The 15,864-nt window shown below is 47.3% G+C and carries 17 protein-coding genes; 12 read left to right on the forward strand and 5 right to left on the reverse strand.

The features are described 5' to 3' along the window. Nucleotides 1-15: 15 nt before the first annotated feature. The 4 genes from E4V70_RS09575 to E4V70_RS09590 all read right to left on the reverse strand — a co-directional run bounded on the left by E4V70_RS09575 (nucleotide 16) and on the right by E4V70_RS09590 (nucleotide 3,232). Nucleotides 16-852, reverse strand: coding sequence for a cysteine ABC transporter substrate-binding protein (locus tag E4V70_RS09575; RefSeq protein WP_122863555.1), 837 nt, complete (start codon nucleotides 850-852; stop codon nucleotides 16-18). Nucleotides 853-1,174: 322 nt separating this feature from the next. Then, nucleotides 1,175-1,909 (reverse strand): amino acid ABC transporter ATP-binding protein, encoded by a 735-nt coding sequence (locus tag E4V70_RS09580; protein WP_122863556.1) that lies wholly within the window; start codon nucleotides 1,907-1,909, stop codon nucleotides 1,175-1,177. Nucleotides 1,910-1,917: 8 nt separating this feature from the next. Then, nucleotides 1,918-2,592 (reverse strand): amino acid ABC transporter permease, encoded by a 675-nt coding sequence (locus E4V70_RS09585; RefSeq protein WP_122863557.1) that lies wholly within the window; start codon nucleotides 2,590-2,592, stop codon nucleotides 1,918-1,920. Next, nucleotides 2,579-3,232, reverse strand: a complete 654-nt coding sequence (locus tag E4V70_RS09590; RefSeq protein ID WP_122863558.1) for an amino acid ABC transporter permease — start codon at nucleotides 3,230-3,232, stop codon at nucleotides 2,579-2,581. The genes E4V70_RS09585 and E4V70_RS09590 overlap by 14 nt, the downstream gene beginning before the upstream one ends. 155 nt (nucleotides 3,233-3,387) lie before the next feature. Here E4V70_RS09590 and E4V70_RS09595 point away from each other — a divergent pair, with 155 nt between their 5' ends. From E4V70_RS09595 to E4V70_RS09635, 8 genes are all read left to right on the forward strand, one after another. Beyond that, complete coding sequence (locus E4V70_RS09595; protein WP_122863559.1) at nucleotides 3,388-4,389, forward strand: agmatine deiminase family protein; 1,002 nt, start codon at nucleotides 3,388-3,390, stop codon at nucleotides 4,387-4,389. Next, a complete protein-coding gene (locus E4V70_RS09600) occupies nucleotides 4,390-5,310 on the forward strand; it encodes a cation diffusion facilitator family transporter (RefSeq protein WP_122863560.1) in 921 nt (306 codons plus the stop codon). It abuts the gene before it with no gap. A 14-nt stretch (nucleotides 5,311-5,324) separates the two neighbouring features. Then, nucleotides 5,325-5,792 (forward strand): low molecular weight protein-tyrosine-phosphatase, encoded by a 468-nt coding sequence (locus tag E4V70_RS09605; protein ID WP_172603257.1) that lies wholly within the window; start codon nucleotides 5,325-5,327, stop codon nucleotides 5,790-5,792. A 100-nt stretch (nucleotides 5,793-5,892) separates the two neighbouring features. Then, entirely contained in the window at nucleotides 5,893-6,765 is an 873-nt protein-coding gene (locus E4V70_RS09610; RefSeq protein WP_122863562.1) for a carbon-nitrogen hydrolase, read from the forward strand. Nucleotides 6,766-7,491: 726 nt separating this feature from the next. Beyond that, nucleotides 7,492-8,565: a transglutaminase-like domain-containing protein gene (locus E4V70_RS09620; RefSeq protein WP_122863564.1), complete on the forward strand. Its 1,074-nt coding sequence runs from the start codon at nucleotides 7,492-7,494 to the stop codon at nucleotides 8,563-8,565. Beyond that, nucleotides 8,562-8,891 (forward strand): hypothetical protein, encoded by a 330-nt coding sequence (locus tag E4V70_RS09625; RefSeq protein ID WP_002946762.1) that lies wholly within the window; start codon nucleotides 8,562-8,564, stop codon nucleotides 8,889-8,891. Before E4V70_RS09620 ends, E4V70_RS09625 begins: the two co-directional genes overlap by 4 nt. Further along, the gene (locus E4V70_RS09630; protein ID WP_122863565.1) at nucleotides 8,884-9,144 is read left to right on the forward strand and encodes a heavy-metal-associated domain-containing protein; all 261 of its coding nucleotides are present in this window, start codon (nucleotides 8,884-8,886) and stop codon (nucleotides 9,142-9,144) included. The genes E4V70_RS09625 and E4V70_RS09630 overlap by 8 nt, the downstream gene beginning before the upstream one ends. Nucleotides 9,145-9,159: 15 nt before the next feature. After that, nucleotides 9,160-10,437, forward strand: coding sequence for a M20/M25/M40 family metallo-hydrolase (locus E4V70_RS09635; protein WP_122863566.1), 1,278 nt, complete (start codon nucleotides 9,160-9,162; stop codon nucleotides 10,435-10,437). 389 nt (nucleotides 10,438-10,826) lie between these two features. On the opposite strand, the gene nth is transcribed toward E4V70_RS09635, so the two are convergent. Further along, entirely contained in the window at nucleotides 10,827-11,462 is a 636-nt protein-coding gene (gene nth / locus E4V70_RS09640; protein ID WP_122863567.1) for an endonuclease III, read from the reverse strand. 109 nt (nucleotides 11,463-11,571) lie between these two features. Here nth and E4V70_RS09645 point away from each other — a divergent pair, with 109 nt between their 5' ends. The 4 genes from E4V70_RS09645 to E4V70_RS09660 are packed head-to-tail and all read left to right on the forward strand — an operon-like array spanning nucleotide 11,572 to nucleotide 15,859. Then, nucleotides 11,572-12,384, forward strand: coding sequence for a peptidylprolyl isomerase (locus tag E4V70_RS09645; RefSeq protein WP_122863568.1), 813 nt, complete (start codon nucleotides 11,572-11,574; stop codon nucleotides 12,382-12,384). A gap of 10 nt (nucleotides 12,385-12,394) precedes the next feature. Then, entirely contained in the window at nucleotides 12,395-13,459 is a 1,065-nt protein-coding gene (gene fbaA, locus E4V70_RS09650) for a class II fructose-bisphosphate aldolase (RefSeq protein ID WP_122863569.1), read from the forward strand. An 8-nt stretch (nucleotides 13,460-13,467) separates the two neighbouring features. Beyond that, complete coding sequence (locus tag E4V70_RS09655; protein WP_122863570.1) at nucleotides 13,468-14,805, forward strand: MotA/TolQ/ExbB proton channel family protein; 1,338 nt, start codon at nucleotides 13,468-13,470, stop codon at nucleotides 14,803-14,805. Continuing rightward, nucleotides 14,792-15,859 (forward strand): OmpA family protein, encoded by a 1,068-nt coding sequence (locus E4V70_RS09660; RefSeq protein ID WP_122863571.1) that lies wholly within the window; start codon nucleotides 14,792-14,794, stop codon nucleotides 15,857-15,859. The genes E4V70_RS09655 and E4V70_RS09660 overlap by 14 nt, the downstream gene beginning before the upstream one ends. The last annotated feature ends 5 nt before the right edge of the window (nucleotides 15,860-15,864 follow it).

Consider the following 15,864-nt stretch of genomic DNA (forward strand, 5'->3'; position numbering starts at 1 on the left):
AGTTGCCCTCTATTTTTACAGCTTCCCGCCTTCAACGACGAGAGATTCTGGATTTACGCTATCGCCGTAGATCGGTTTTAGCGTAGCGTCGTAGTTTTTGTGGAAGAAATTTTCCTTGCCAAGCTCCACGATTTCGTTATTTAGCCACTCAAGTAGCGCTTTGTTGCCTTTTTTGACCGCAGGAGCGATGACGTCAACCTCGCCTAGGGCTTCGATACCGACGGTAAAGCCAGGATTTTCTTTAGCCCACGCAAAAAGCAGAGCGTTATCGTGCGCTAGCGCCGCGCCTCTTTTATCGACCAAAGCGGCGAAGGTTTCGGTGTTTTGGTCGTATTTTATAAGCTCGATGTCAGGGTGATTTTTCGTAAAATACGCGTCCGCGGTCGTGCCTTTATTGACGATTAGTTTTTTGCCTTTTAGCTCGTCCACGCTTTTTATGACTGCGCCGTCAGGGCTAACTACGCCTAAGGATACTTTCATATACGGAAGTGCGAAATCAACGACTCTAGCACGCTCAGGGGTTTTGGTGAAATTTGCCAAAGTGATGTCGACTTTGTCGGCTACTAGCACTTCTACGCGGCCTGCTGCTTCTACGAGCTCAAATTTTACCTTGCTCTCGTCGCCTAGCAGATCCTTTGCGATGCGTTTGGCGAAATATATGTCGTAGCCTTGGTTTTTGCCCTCTTTATCGACGTAGCCAAACGGCGGTTTGTCGCTAAAAACGCCCACGCGCACGTATCCGCGCTCTTTGATTTTAGCCAAAGCGTCCGCTTCGGCAGCCTGCAAATTAGCCTGACCCGTTAGAAAGACGGCGGCGAATGTTGCCAAAAATGAAAACAGAAGTTTTCTCATTCTTTCTCCTTTAAAATAAAGTGCGCAAAATATACAAAAGCTTGGCTAAAATGCGACTAAATTTGTACTTTTTCGGACGACTGGCGCAGAGAATAATCAAATTTTGTTTAAAAACGTAACGCTAGATTTAAAATGGAGTGTAAAATTTACTCAATATAAATTTGCAAATTTAATTTTAAATTTAAGAAATGGCTAGCGGATCAAATTTGGGCCGGTTATTTTGAGTAAATTTGAGTTGCTTAAATGATAAAGGCGCAAGGTTTAAAAGCCAAATTTGACGAAAAGCTCTCAAATTTAGCGTAAAAACGTCAAATTTAAGCCGCTAAAACGAAAATAAATTTAAAAATTTCTTCGCGCGTTCGCTTTTTGGATGCGTGAAAAACGCCTCAGGTTTGCTCTCCTCGACGATTTTGCCCTCATCCATAAAGACTATACGATTCGCCACCGAGCGCGCAAAGCCCATCTCATGAGTTACGATTAGCATCGTCATGCCCTCTTTTGCGAGATTTATGACGACGTCCAGCACCTCGCGCACGATTTCGGGGTCTAGCGAGGCCGTTATCTCGTCAAACAGCATAATCTCGGGCCTCATGCAAAGCGCGCGCACGATGGCGATACGCTGCTTTTGCCCGCCGCTAAGCTCCTTTGGATAGGCGTATTTTTTGTGTTTTAGGCCTACTTTTTCTAGCCACGCCTCGGCCTCTTTTTCGACCTCTTCGCGGCTTCTTTTTTGCGCTTTTACCGGGCCTAGCACGATATTTTCGATGACGTTCATATGGTCAAACAGCTCGTAGTTTTGAAAAACCATGCCCACTTTTTGGCGGATTTTGATCCAGTCTTTGTAGTCTTTATCGATCTTTTCGCCGGCTATCTCTATCTGTCCGCCGTCAAATGGCTCAAGGCCGTTTATGCAGCGCAGAGTTGTGCTCTTGCCGCAGCCCGAGGGTCCTAGGATCACGACTACTTCGCCGTTTTTGACGCTAAGGTCGATGCCTTTTAGCACCTGCAAGTCGCCGTAAGATTTGCTTAAATTTGAGAGTTTTAAAATTTCGCTCATTTGATTCCTTATGCCCATCTGTTTTCAAGTATCTTGGATAGTTTTGAGATAGGATAGCAGATGAGAAAATATAATAAAAATATAAAGCCGTATATCCAAAACGGCACTGTCGGATTTGCCGTTAGGCTCGCGGTCTCGATCGTTTGCTGGCCGACTTTTAGCAGGTCGGGCACGCCGATGAGAGCGACGATCGGGGTGGTTTTGATGATACGACTTAGCAAATTTACGCCCGCAGGCACTAGGCGGCGCGTGGCTAACGGGATCACGACGTAAAGATAAATTTGAGTCTTGCTAAGCGCCAGAGCCGCCGCGCTTTCAAACTGATGCCGCGGTATCGAGACGATCGCGCCGCGCACGATATCCATCATCTCAAACACGCCCCACAAGCTAAATACGATGAGCGAGGCGTTAAATTTAGAGATATCAAGCCCAAACGCCTTGCTTGCACCGTAGTAAAACAAAAATAGCCAGACGATTTGAGGCATGATACGAACGATTTCTAGGCAAATTTTGAGCACGAAAAAGATAAATTTGTTTTTCGAGCTCATAGCCACGCCCAAAAACGTGCCTAAAACAAGGGAGATCGCGATCGAGATGGCCGAAATCTGCACGCTCATCCACAGCCCCTCGAAAATTAGCCGCTTTAAGACCAGCGGGTCGAATAAAATACTAACTCCGTCCAACTCTCATCCTTTTTTCAAGCCAAAATAACGCCAAAGATATCGGCAAAATGATAATCAAATAGCTAACTACGAGCATAAAAAGCGCCTCGTCGGTCATGTAGTAAAGCCCGATGATGTCCTTGGTCGCATAGACCAAGTCGGGTAGGGCGATGATGCTGATGACCGAGGTTTCTTTGATGAGAAAGATGACGTTAGCGGCAATAGAGGGGATCGAAACGCTAAAAGCCTGAGGCAAGATAACGTAGTGTAAAATTTGCCCCTGCGTGAGTGCGACGCTAAGCGCGGCCTCGATCTGCGTCTTTTTTACCGCCTCAAAACCAAGGCGAAAACTCTCCGCCATATAGCTGCCGCCCAGAAACGCAAGTCCCGCGACCGCGCAGGTAAAGGCGCTCAAATTTAGCCCGAATTTGCTAAGTCCGTAGTAGAGGAAAAAAAGCTGTATAAGCAGCGGCGTGTTTCTAGAAACCTCGATGTAGCCGTTTACGATAGGCGTTAGGAGCTTGACCTTGTAAAATTTAACCAGCGTGCAAAATATACCGATAACAAGCGAGAGCAAGATGCCGTAAAGCGAGAGCTTGACGGTGAAAATGCCCGCTTTTACAAACATCGGCGTAAATTCTTTTATAAACTCAAAATCCATAAATTTTTTAGCTTCTTTTTGATAATTTCGCGAGATTGTAGCGAAAGCAAACTAAATTTAAAACTAATTTTGTATGATTTATTTTAAAATTTAAGCTTGCAAAAGGTATCATAACCCCTAAATTTTGATAGAAATTATTTAAATAAAGGACGAATTTGAGAGCGTTTGCAGAGTGGGAAAAACAAGAGCTGATATTTTTATCGCTGCCGCACGAAAACACCGACTGGAAGCCGTATCTGGACGAAATTTTAGACGCTTACGAGAGGCTCGTGGCAGCTATCGTGCCGTTTCAAAAGGTCGTTTTGATCTGCCCTGAGGAGAGGATTTTTCGGGAGCGATTTGCGAAATTTGATAACGTGGAGTTCGTAAAAATCGATACCGATGATACGTGGATACGCGACTACGGCATGATAGACGTAGAGGACGGCGCTAAAATCGTCAGCTACGATTTTAAATTTAACGCTTGGGGCGGCAAATTTGAAAGCTCGAAAGATAACGCCGTAAATTTGGAGCTAGCTAAGCGTTTTAAAAGCGATTTGCGAAGTATCGATCTCGTGCTTGAGGGCGGCAGTATCGATTTTAACGGGCGCGGCACGCTGATAACGACGCAAAAGTGCCTACTAAACGACAACCGCAACTCTCATCTAAACAAAGATCAGATCGAAGCGCGGCTTAAAGAGCTTTTCGGCCTTGAGTGCGTGATATGGCTTAAAAACGGCTTTATAAAAGGCGACGACACCGACAGCCACGTCGATACTCTGGCGCGCTTTATCGCTGCTGACACCATAGCGTACGCCTCCTGCGACGATCCAGCCGACGAGCATTTTGATGAGCTTGCCTCGATGAAAAAAGAGCTTGAAAGCACGGGCTTTAAGCTCGTGCCGCTGCCGCTTCCGAAGGCTAAATTTTACGGCGGCAAGAGGCTTGGCTGCACGTATGCGAATTTTATCTTTATAAACGGCGCAGTTATCGTGCCGACGTATGGCGACGATAACGATAAAATCGCGCTCGAGCGACTAGCACGGGAGCTGCCTAATCATAAGATAATCGGCGTGGATTCGCTTGTTTTTGTGCGTCAAAACGGCTCGCTACATTGTTCCTCACAGAATAGATTTTTAGGCGCAAGAAGCGTGAGCGAAGCCGAAAGCGAAATCTAAATGCAACTAAACGATGCTAGCATAAAAAGGCAAAATGAAATTTTAGGCCGTAGAGCCGTGATAGTCGCGGGTGCGACGGCATTTGCGCTAGCTGTGGTTAAATTTGCCGCGGGTTTGATCGGCGGTTCGGTGGCGGTGCTTAGCTCGGCGATCGATTCGATGCTTGACCTGCTGGTTTCCGTGCTAAATTTCTTCGCCATCCGTAAATCTCAAGCTGCGCCTGATGCTAAATTTAACTTCGGCTACGCCAAGCTAGAAGCGCTTGCGGCGATGTTTGAGGGCGTTTTGATCGTGGGTGCTGGCGCGTTTATATTTTACGAGAGCGTGCGTAAGCTACAAACGGAGCAAGCGCCCGTAGATACGGCTTTTTCGCTCTATGCGATGGCGCTATCGGTCGCGGTTACGGGGCTGCTGGTCGCCTACCTCTCTCGCGTCGCTCGCCGCACGAGAAATTTGATCGTTAGGGCCGACACTCTGCACTATAAAAGTGACCTTTTTAGCAACCTAGCCGTTATCGCCTCGCTTATCTTGGTCGAATTTACGGGATTTGCCGCGATAGACGCCGTTTTTGGTATAGTGATTAGCGGCTACATCGCCGTTAGCGCGATAAATTTAATGAAAGAAAGCGTAGGCGTGCTGCTTGACCGAGCGCTAGATCCCGAGATAACGGCGCAAATCGAAGAGATAATCCGCTCGCGCCCTCAGATAGCAAGCTATCACGGCCTAGCTACCAGAAAGAGCGCAAACATCTGCTACGTCGCTGTTCATCTAGTCTTTAACCGCGAAATTTCGCTTTACGACGCGCACAAAATTTCAGACGAGATAGAGGCCGCTATCAGGGCTAAATACGGCGAGTTTGAATGGCAGATCACGACGCACCTTGATCCGTGCGACGATCAAAACGGCTCGTGCGAATGCTAAATCAAAGGAAAAATATGAAAATTTTATTCGTCTGCCACGGAAATATCTGCCGCTCGACTATGGCGCAGTCCGTTATGCAAAATTTGAGCGAAAAGGCGGGTTTGGCGGAGCGTATTAGCATCGATTCGCGCGCCACGCACGAAGACGAGATAGGCGAGCCGCCGTATTACGAGACGGTGCGGGTTTTGAAGCAAAACGGCGTGCCCGTGACGCCTCACAAAGCAACCTTGATAACGCAAAAAGATTTTGATAGCAGCGACCTTATCTTGATAATGGACGATGAAAATTTAAGGACTCTAAAGCGTAAATTCGGCGCTGAGGCTAAATTTGACGAAAAAGTAAAATTCCTGCTCGAATTTAGCGACTCGCCAAGCGGCAAGATAATCGCCGATCCATACTACACTCGCGATTTTGAGCGTTGCTACGACGACGTTTCGCGCTCTTGCGCGGGCTTGCTTAAGAGGCTAAAGCAAATTTTATAAGCGGCCAGCGCGGCGAAATTTACTCGCCCGACTAGCCGTTCAAGCCCTATTTTATCCCCGCTTTGATATAATTTTAAAAATTTAAATCGTAAGGAAAAATATGAAAGTAGCGCTAATCCAACAAAAATTTCACGGCACCAAAGACGCGACCGTGCAAAGGACGCTCGAGCTCGTGCGCGAGGCTAGCGGCGGCGGAGCGGAGCTTGTCGTGCTTCAGGAGCTGCACCAGACGCAGTATTTTTGTCAGAGCGAGGAGATGAGGTTTTTCGACCTTGCCGAGGGCTGGGAAAACGACGTCAAATTTTGGGGCGAGGTAGCGCGTCAAAACGGCGTCGTGCTCGTTACTTCACTCTTTGAAAAGCGCGCGGACGGGCTGTATCACAACACCGCGTTCGTCTTCGAAAAAGACGGCAGCGTCGCGGGCAAATACCGCAAAATGCACATCCCCGACGACCCGGGCTTTTACGAGAAATTTTACTTTACTCCGGGCGACATCGGCTTTGAGCCCATCGATACGAGCGTAGGTAGGCTTGGACTTTTGGTGTGCTGGGATCAGTGGTATCCCGAGGCTGCGCGCCTCATGGCTCTGCGCGGCGCGAAGCTACTCATCTATCCGACCGCGATCGGATGGTTCGAGAGCGACGAGGAAAAGGAAAAATCGCGCCAACTAGAGGCGTGGGTCGCCGTGCAGCGCGGACATGCGGTGGCAAACGGCCTGCCCGTGATCGCCGTAAACCGCGTGGGCTTTGAGGGCGACGAAAGCGGCGTGATGGAGGGGATCAAATTTTGGGGCAACAGCTTTGTTTTTGGCGCTCAGGGCGAGGAGCTTTTCCGCGCCGATAGCCAGAGCGAGCAGTGCCGCATCGTCGAGATCGATATGACCAGGAGTGAGGAAGTGCGCAGGATTTGGCCGTTTTTGAGAGATAGAAGGATAGATGCGTATGCAAATTTAACAAAAAGATTTATTGATTAAGGCTCGTCTTTTTGGTTTATACTTCGTTGGATCTAAATTTTACTCGGTCACTACCGACTAGGTAGCTCCCATCGTAAAATTTAGATCCGCCTCGTCTAAAACCACAAAAATACTTCGCCTTTATTTTATCTTGGCGGCTTGTCTCGCGAGCGCTTTTTGCGGATTTCGTTAAAATTTGACCGGGTAGGCTACATTCCTTATCTTCGTCAAATTTTAACTTCTTCTGCTTGCAGCTGCGAGCTTGCGAAGCAGAAAACCCCAAAAATCATCTCACGATACTTCGCCTTGACTTTTTATAGTCAAATTTACAAATTTTACCCGCCGAGACCCGTACCTTTAAAACTCCAAATTTAAACTCGCGACGCTTTGCCTGTAAGGCAAAGCAGTGTCGCCACCTTAAAAGCGTCGTAGGGGGAGGGGGATTAAAGGGGGTGGGGAGCGACTTCGCAATTTAAGCCCCCACCCCCTTTACAACAAAGTAAAAAAACAACCTCAAACGGTTGTTTTTTTACGCAAGAAAGCCGAACTTGCAAAGGCAAATTTAATCAAACCAAATTTTATATTTTCAAGATACAGGTCTCGGCCCGTAAAATTTAAAAAATTATCCAAATTTGACCACGCTCAAACGACTCGCGAAAATACCGCTGTTTAAAGCCAAATTTAGCCTTTCTTAGTAAAATACCGCCCAAGAGTTGCGGGGCAACTATTATTTATACAAGGCATTTCATGCAAAGACGCGATTTTTTAAGAAACACTGCGATTTTAGGCGCCGTTATGGCAACTCCGAGCACCGTTTTTGGAGGGAGCAAGGCCGTGGGCAACAAGAGGGTTTTTGACGTAACTCTAAATCACGAAATTTTAGAGGCGGGCAAGAAAACCAGGCTGTGGATACCGCTGCCGTTCATCAGAGAGTATCAGAGCGTGAGCGACATCAAATTTGACGGCAACTTCGCTAATCCTTCCGTCGATTATAAAGGCGTTCCGACGCTTTACGTGGATTACGCCGAGGTGGCAAAGCCTACGCTTAGCGTTAAATTTAGAGCCCAGACCTTCGAGCGAAACACCGATTTTAGCAAGGTTAAATTTAACCCGAACGAAAAGCTAAGCCCTGAGACGGAATTTTATCTAAAACCGACCCAGCACATCCCAAACGACGGCATCGTAAAGCAAAAAGCGGGGGATATCACTAAAGGCGTAAAAGGCGATCTGGAGCGCGCGAAAGCGATCTACACGTGGGTGGCAAACACCATGCAGCGCGATAACAGTATCCTAGGCTGCGGTACGGGCGACGTAAAAGCTATCCTTGAGAGCGGCAAGCTGGTGGGCAAATGCACCGACATAAACTCCGTATTCGTGGGGCTTTGCAGAGCCGTAGGCATCCCTGCGCGCGAGATTTTCGGTATCAGAGTAGGGCAGAGCAGATTTTCAAACGAGATGGGAAAGGCCGACGAAAAGGGCCTTGCGGCGATCTCTGGCGGTCAGCACTGCAGAGCGGAATTTTATCTCAAAGGTCACGGCTGGATTCCTGTAGATCCTGCGGATGTTGCGAAGGTGCGCCTAGGCGAGAAGCTAAGCAACGACGATAGCAAGCTTGCCAAAGTACGCGAGTTTTTGTTTGGCAACTGGGAGATGTGCTGGATCGGCTTTAATGACGCGCGCGACTTCGTGCTATCGCCAAAACCTGCGGAATTCCCGCTAAATAACTTCGGCTATCCTTACGGCGAAGTGGACGATAACGTGCTAAATTACTATTCTCCGAAAGAATTTAGCTACGACTACAAGTCGCAAGAGGTCAAATGAAGGGCTTTTGGCTAGCTCTAGCGTCGGTTGCAAGCGCGCTAGCGGCTACTCTTTGCTGCCTGCCCGCGCTTTTGTTTTTGATTTTCGGCGCTTCATTTAGCCTGCTTAGCTCGGAAGCGATAGAGAGCTTAACCGAGCTGAGACCCTATTTTACGGCACTTGCCGCGATCTGCTTTGCGGCGAGCGCATTTTATTTTTTCAAAAAACCAAAATCCTGCGATCTTGCAAATCGCCGCAAAAAATGGATCTTCATCTACGTTTTTTTAGCTGTTTTTGTGATTATTCTGCTATCATACCCCGAAGTTTTAGGAAAAATTTATGAATAAAATTCTATCTATTTTACTGCTTGCAAGCGTGGCCTTTGCAAATCAAAATTTCATCATCAAAGTCGATGGGATGCACTGTCCGCTGTGTACGGCAATGGTGCGAAAAGCCCTGCTAAAGGTAGATGGGGTCATCAGCGCCAAGGCTAGCCTGCACGACAAAACCGCCCGCGTCGAGACGAAAGACGGCGTGAGCGAGAAGCAGCTACTGGATGCGGTGGCTACAACGGGCTACACGGGCGAGATCGTTAAGTAAATTTAAGGAGCAAACATGCAAAAAAACGAGGTTATGAACGATTTTAAAAAGCTGTGCGAGATACCGCACTGCAGCTGCGAAACAGAGCAGATGAGGGAGTTTTTGGCGGATTTTGCGCGCTGCCTGGGCTTTAGCGTAAACGTCGATCAGGCGGGCAACATCCACGCCGTAAAGGGCGAACCTAAAATCTGCCTACAAAGCCACTACGACATGGTTTGCGTGGGCGCGGCGCCGAATTTAGAGCTGATCGAAGAGAACGGCATACTAAGGGCGAAAAACTCGACCCTAGGTGCTGACGATGGCATCGGCGTGGCGATGATGATGGGCGCGATGCGGGAGTTTGCGAACTTAGAGTGCCTATTTACCAATGACGAAGAGGTCGGGCTCGTGGGCGCAAATGCATTTAAGGGTAAAATTTTATCGCCGAATCTGCTAAATTTAGACAGCGAGGAGGATGACCGCGTGACGCTGGGCTGTGCCGGCGGCATAAACGTAAGCGCGAAAATCGGCGCGCAGAGCGTCAAAAAGAGCGGTAAAATCTACGAGATCGGCGTTACCGGGCTTAGCGGCGGGCACTCGGGCAACGAGATACATAAAAATATCCCAAACGCGACGAAGCTGCTGGCGAAATTTCTCGCCGAGGAGGGCTGCGAGCTTATTAGTCTGGATTTTGGCGAGAGGAGCAACTCGATCCCCGCAAACGCCGTGTGTAAGGTGCTGTGCGCGCATGAGCCAAAGCAGCGCGGCCTAGCGTGGGTAAAGAGCCTAGGCGAAGGCGAAGCGGACGTGCTGGTAAACAGCGGCAAAATTTTGGCGCTAATTAACTCCTTCGCTCAGGGCGTGCGCAGCTACGACACGCAGCTTGACATGGTAAACGAAAGCATAAATCTCTCGACCGTTAAGCAAAAAGAGGGCGTGATCGAGTTTGACTTTTTCGGACGCGCGATGAAGCGCGAGGGGCTTGAAAATCTGGGCTTTGAGACTGCTACGCTGGCTAGCGCGCTGGGCTTTGATGTGAGAGTAGCCGACCGCTCGGCGAACTGGGCGCCGTGCATCAGCGACTTCGCGCATCTGGTGCTTGAGGAGCTGCAAAAACAAAAGCCGCAGGCTAAATTTGCCGCCGTACACGCAGGCCTTGAGTGCGGCGTACTGGTCGCAAAACAGCCCGAACTGCAAGCCTGCTCTATAGGCCCGAATATCCACTCGCCTCACTCGGTGAATGAGCACTGCGAGATAGCGTCGGTGGAGATGATGGCGGAGGTGGTGAGAAACATCATCGCTAGGCTTCAGTAGCTCGGAACGGCTTGTCTTTTGAGCATCTAATTTTAAGTCTACGGCAGACTACTTGTCTAGCCTTGACTTAAAATTTCCGCACAACATTCAAATCCGTCTCAAAAATACTTCGCCTTTAAAATTCTTGTGGTGGCTTGTCTCTTGTTGCCCCATGATTCGTTGTATTTAGATTTTACTCGGTCACTACCGATGAGGTAGCTCCCGCCCTTAAATTTAAATCCGCCTCGTCTAGAACAAAAATATTTCGTCTTAGCTTCTTACATCCAAATTTGATTTAAATTTGCAGCGATTTTTTAAAACACAGCCGCAAACTCATCCGTCAAGCGTTAGAAATCCAATTTTTCCAAATTTCAGCTCTAAATTTAAGCCCGCGTTCTTGAGTTAAAATTTTACGGAAAATTCTTATCCTTGCTGCTGCACAGCTCGTTTAAAAAGCACTCTTTGCAGTTTGGCTTGATCGCCTTACAGGTGTAGCGGCCAAAAAGCACCATCGCTTGATGAAGCGTATTTAGCTGTGTTTTAAAGGCTTTGGTTAGGTCAAGCTCGACGGCTTCGGGCGTCTTGCCTCTACTTAGACCAAGTCTATGCGCCACGCGAAAAACGTGCGTGTCCACCGCCATCAAATTTGATCCAAAATGCTCGATCAGCACGACGTGAGCGGTCTTTTGGCCCACGCCCGCTAGGCTCATCAGCTCTTTTTCGGTTGTCGGTATCTCACCGTCAAATTCGCTCATCACGCTCTTTGCCATTTTGATCAAATTTTCGGCCTTGTTGTTAAAAAAGCTACAGGAATTTATGAGTGCCTTTACGCTAGCTAGATTTGCCTGCGCTAGGCTCGCGACGTCCGGGTATGCCTCAAAAAGCGAGGGCGTTATCAAATTTACGCGCTTATCGGTGCACTGCGCGCTTAACATCACGCAAACGAGCAGCTCGTAGAGGCTCTGAAATTTAAGCTCGCTGCCTGCGTCTTTGAAATTTTCTAAAAATAAATTTTTGATAGCGTTTATATCTTTTTTCGTTCTCATAGCGCCGATTTTAGCCGTTTTTATTTAAATTTTCGATGAATTATAACTTATATTTAATGACTTTCCTGCTATAATCACCCTCGCAAAAATCTAAATTTAAGGAACAAAGATGAATAAAATTTTATTCGCATCTCTTAGTTTGGCTGCGGCTCTAAGCCTAAACGCGGCGGAATACGCCACCGTAAACGGAACTGCCATAACCGATAAAGACGTGGCTTTCACGCTTGCTGCTATGCCTGGCGTTACTTTGGAGCAACTACCTAAAGACACTCAAAAAAAAGTGATCGACGAAACTATCAACAGAAAACTACTTCTAGACGAGGCTAAAAAGAGCGGGCTAGATAAGAGCGACGAATACAAAGCCGCACTTGAAGAGCTAAAAAACAACCTCGCGCTTGATCTTTGGATGAAGAGAATTTTCGATAATATCAAAGTGAGCGAAGGCGAAATCAGCGACTTTTACAATAAAAATAAAGCCGAATTTGCAATGCCTGCGCGCGCAAAAGCTAAACATATCCTAGTAGCTGCCGAAAAAGACGCAAACGACGTAATAGCCGCGCTAAAAGGACTAAAAGGCGACGAGCTAGTTAAAAAATTCGAAGAGTTAGCAAAATCTAAATCGATAGACCAAGGCTCTGCGGCAAACGGCGGCGAGCTAGGATGGTTCGAGCAGTCTCAAATGGTAAAACCTTTCGCAGACGCTGCATTTGCTCTTAAAAAAGGCGAAGTAACTCAAAAACCTGTTAAATCGAATTTCGGCTACCACGTAATCCTAAAAGAGGATAGTAGGGCTGCCGGTACGGTTAGCCTAAACGAGGTAAAACCTCAGATCGAAGGTAGCATAAAGATGGAGAAATTTAGAAACGACATCAAAAAAAGAGGCGACGAGCTTCGCGCTAAAGCTAAAGTAGAATATAAATAAGGTCGGTAAAATGGGTGTTTTAGACGTAGTAAAAGCCGGCGTTTTAAGCGGCGATGACGTAACTAGGCTATATAAATACGCAAAGGAACATGGTTTTGCCATACCTGCGGTAAACGTGGTCGGAAGCGACTCGGTAAATGCTGTTTTAGAGGCGGCGAAGACGGCTAACTCACCCGTTATCATCCAGTTTAGTAACGGCGGAGCCGGCTTTTACGCCGGCAAAGCCTGCGGTAATGCCGACGTACTAGGAGCGGTAGCGGGCGCGCAGCACGTGCATCTGCTAGCCAAGGCTTACGGCGTGCCGGTGATCCTTCACACCGATCACGCGGCTAGAAAGCTACTGCCGTGGATCGACGAATTGGTTAAATTTAGCCGCGAATACAAAAAAGCTCACGGCGTGCCGCTTTTTAGCTCGCATATGCTTGATCTTAGCGAGGAGAGCTTGGAGGAGAATTTAAGCACTTGCGAGAAGTATCTAAAAGAGCTTAGCGAGCTTGGTATCAGCCTAGAGATCGAGCTTGGAGTAACCGGCGGCGAAGAGGACGGCGTGGATAACACGGGCGTCGATAACGCGCTTCTTTATACGCAGCCTGAAGACGTCGCGCAGGCATACGAGCGACTAAGTAAAATCAGCGATAGATTTAGCATAGCGGCTAGCTTTGGCAACGTTCACGGTGTGTATAAGCCGGGCAACGTCGTGTTGCGACCGGAAATTTTGAAAAACTCGCAAGCATACGTCGCGGATAAGTTTCAAACCCCAACTGATAAACCCGTAAATTTCGTATTTCACGGCGGTAGCGGTAGCGAGCTAAAGGATATCAAAGACGCCGTCAGCTACGGCGTGGTAAAAATGAATATCGACACGGATACGCAGTGGGCGTTTTGGGACGGCGTGAGGGCGTACGAGCTCAAAAACAGAGCCTACCTGCAAGGTCAAATCGGCAACCCCGAAGGCGACGATAAGCCTAACAAAAAATACTACGATCCGCGCAAATGGCTACGAAGCGGCGAGGAGTCGATGGTAAAACGCCTACTAACCGCATTTGAAGATTTAAACTGCTTAAATAGAAATTAAGGCCCATAATGGAACCCAAAAAAGAAGCGAGAAACGATAATTTCACCGATTTGGCGCTGCCTGAAGTAAAAAGCAGGCGGTCATTTTTCGTTTATGCGAAAATCGTATTTTTGCCGACGGCGATATATCTCGTCGCGCTTCTTGGGTATTTTGGGTATATAAATTTCCAGATCGGCCTACACACGGTCGTTATGATGGGCGTTATTTGGCTGATCTCGCTAATCTTTGCTAAAAATAGCGCCGAGCTTGCTTGCTGCTATTTCGAGCAAAGCGGGGCTGATTTTAAGCGAAATCTAAAAGAATACATCATCAAACATCTTTTAGTTATCGGCAAAGATACGAAGTCAAACGCCGGATTTGACGAATTTGTCGCCTATTACACCAGAAATTTACGTAACGAAAATTTTGCCTCCGTGGGTGCGGGCATCTTTCCGATGCTGGGCATCTTAGGAACGTTTATCAGTATCGCGGTTTCTATGCCGGAGTTTAACTCATCAAATACGATGGAGCTTGAGGCTGAAATTTCGACCCTTCTTAGCGGTGTGGCGACTGCATTTTACGTCTCTATCTACGGTATTTTTCTGGCTCTTTGGTGGATATTTTTTGAAAAATACGGAACGAGCAAATTTGAAACGCTGGTGCGAAGACAAAAAAACGCTACGAGCGACTTTTTCTGGACGAAAGAGGAGCTTGATAGAAGGTATTTGCAAGAGAATTTAAGGCACTTTGAGAAGATCGGAGTGATATTTGAACACGTTAGTAACGCCGAGTTCTTTGAGGAGCTGGATAAGACTATCGAGGCTAAATTTAAAACTTTTACAAATATCTTGAAAAACGAGGAAGAGGCCGTCAAACTAAGCGGCGAGTACATCAAGCAAACTATGAATACGCTACTAAAATCCTCAAAAGATCAAAAAGATCTGATCAAGGTTCACGCCGAAATTTTAAACGTTATCAATAAATTTAACGGCAATATCAAAGATATGCAGCTAAAATTTGCCGAGCAGTATAACCGCCTCTACGACGTGGGCGGCGAGCGCATGGCAAGGCTCGAAAAGAGCGTGGGCGAGCTAGAGTATAACATCAAAATTTTTAGCGAGTCGCTTTCTAAATTTAGCGGCGAAATCTTAGAAAAACAAAAGCTCGCGATGGAGGGCTTTAAAGAGAGCTTGATCGAGGGCGTGCAGGCGTTTAAAAAAGCTTTTGATGCCGAAGCCGGCGAAGTTTACGAGGATAATAGCGCGCTCATTGAAGGACTAAGGCAAGACATCGACGAACTCGACAAAGAGGCAAACGAAGTCTTGCAAACCATCGAAAAGGCGAGTATGCTAGATGAAAACGCGTAGCGAGGGCAAAAGCGGCGACCAGACCTTTTGGATATCGTATGCGGACCTGATGGCCGGGTTGATGTTTGTTTTTATGCTCATCATCGGCGCCGTCGTCGTAAAATACGTCCTTAGCCAAAGCGATCTAGCAAAACTGCAAAAAGACTTGAGCGAACGCGAAAAGCAAATCGCCTCATCTCAAAGCGAGCTCGTTCGCAAAGAAAACGTCATAAAAGAAATTTTTTCAAATTTGGACCGCGCAAAGAGCGAAAATAAAGAGCTTGCCGACATAAACAGGCTAGTAAACGAGATGCTTGAAGGCGTCAAAAAAGAGAAAAACGAACTCACTAATCTAACCCAAACCTACGAGATAAATCTAAACGACGCAAACAAAACTATCGCGGATTTGCAGGATAGAGTGGTGCAGCTAGGGCAAATTTTAGCACAAAAAGACGAGGCGCTAAACGAGCTAAACGCAAAATACGGCGATGAAATCTCAAAATTTGCCGCGCTGGAAGAGGATTTTAATAAAACAAAAGACAAGATCAAAGACATTAGCTCGCTTCGCTCAAACGTCATATCAAATTTACGCGCCAAGCTCGGAAACAAGGTTAGCATAGATCCTAGCTCGGGCGTCGTGTCATTGCCTGAGTCTATACTTTTTGACACGGGCTCGTACGAGCTAAGGGACGAAGCAAAAGCGCGCCTAAAAGAAATTTTGCAGACTTATTTCGAAGCGATTTTAAATAACGAAGAGATCGCAAAACACATCGATAGGATCGTGATCGAGGGGCATACGAACTCTGTAGGTAGCTACATGTACAACCTTGATCTGTCGCAAAAGCGCGCGTATTCGGTGCTGGATTTTATCTACTCGTGGAACAAGGATAAGCGCCTAGAGCACTATCTCATCGCTAGCGGGCGTAGTTTTAGCGATCTGGTGATGAAAAACGGCAAAGAAGAACCCGACGCCTCAAGGCGCATCGAGATCAAATTTTCGATCTCGGACAAAGAGTCGATAAAAGAGATGCAAGATCTCTTGGAGCGGCAAAATCAAAAGTATTCAAAAGACTAAATTTA

The organism is Campylobacter showae, assembly GCF_900699785.1.
GTDB classification, from domain to species: domain Bacteria; phylum Campylobacterota; class Campylobacteria; order Campylobacterales; family Campylobacteraceae; genus Campylobacter_A; species Campylobacter_A showae_D.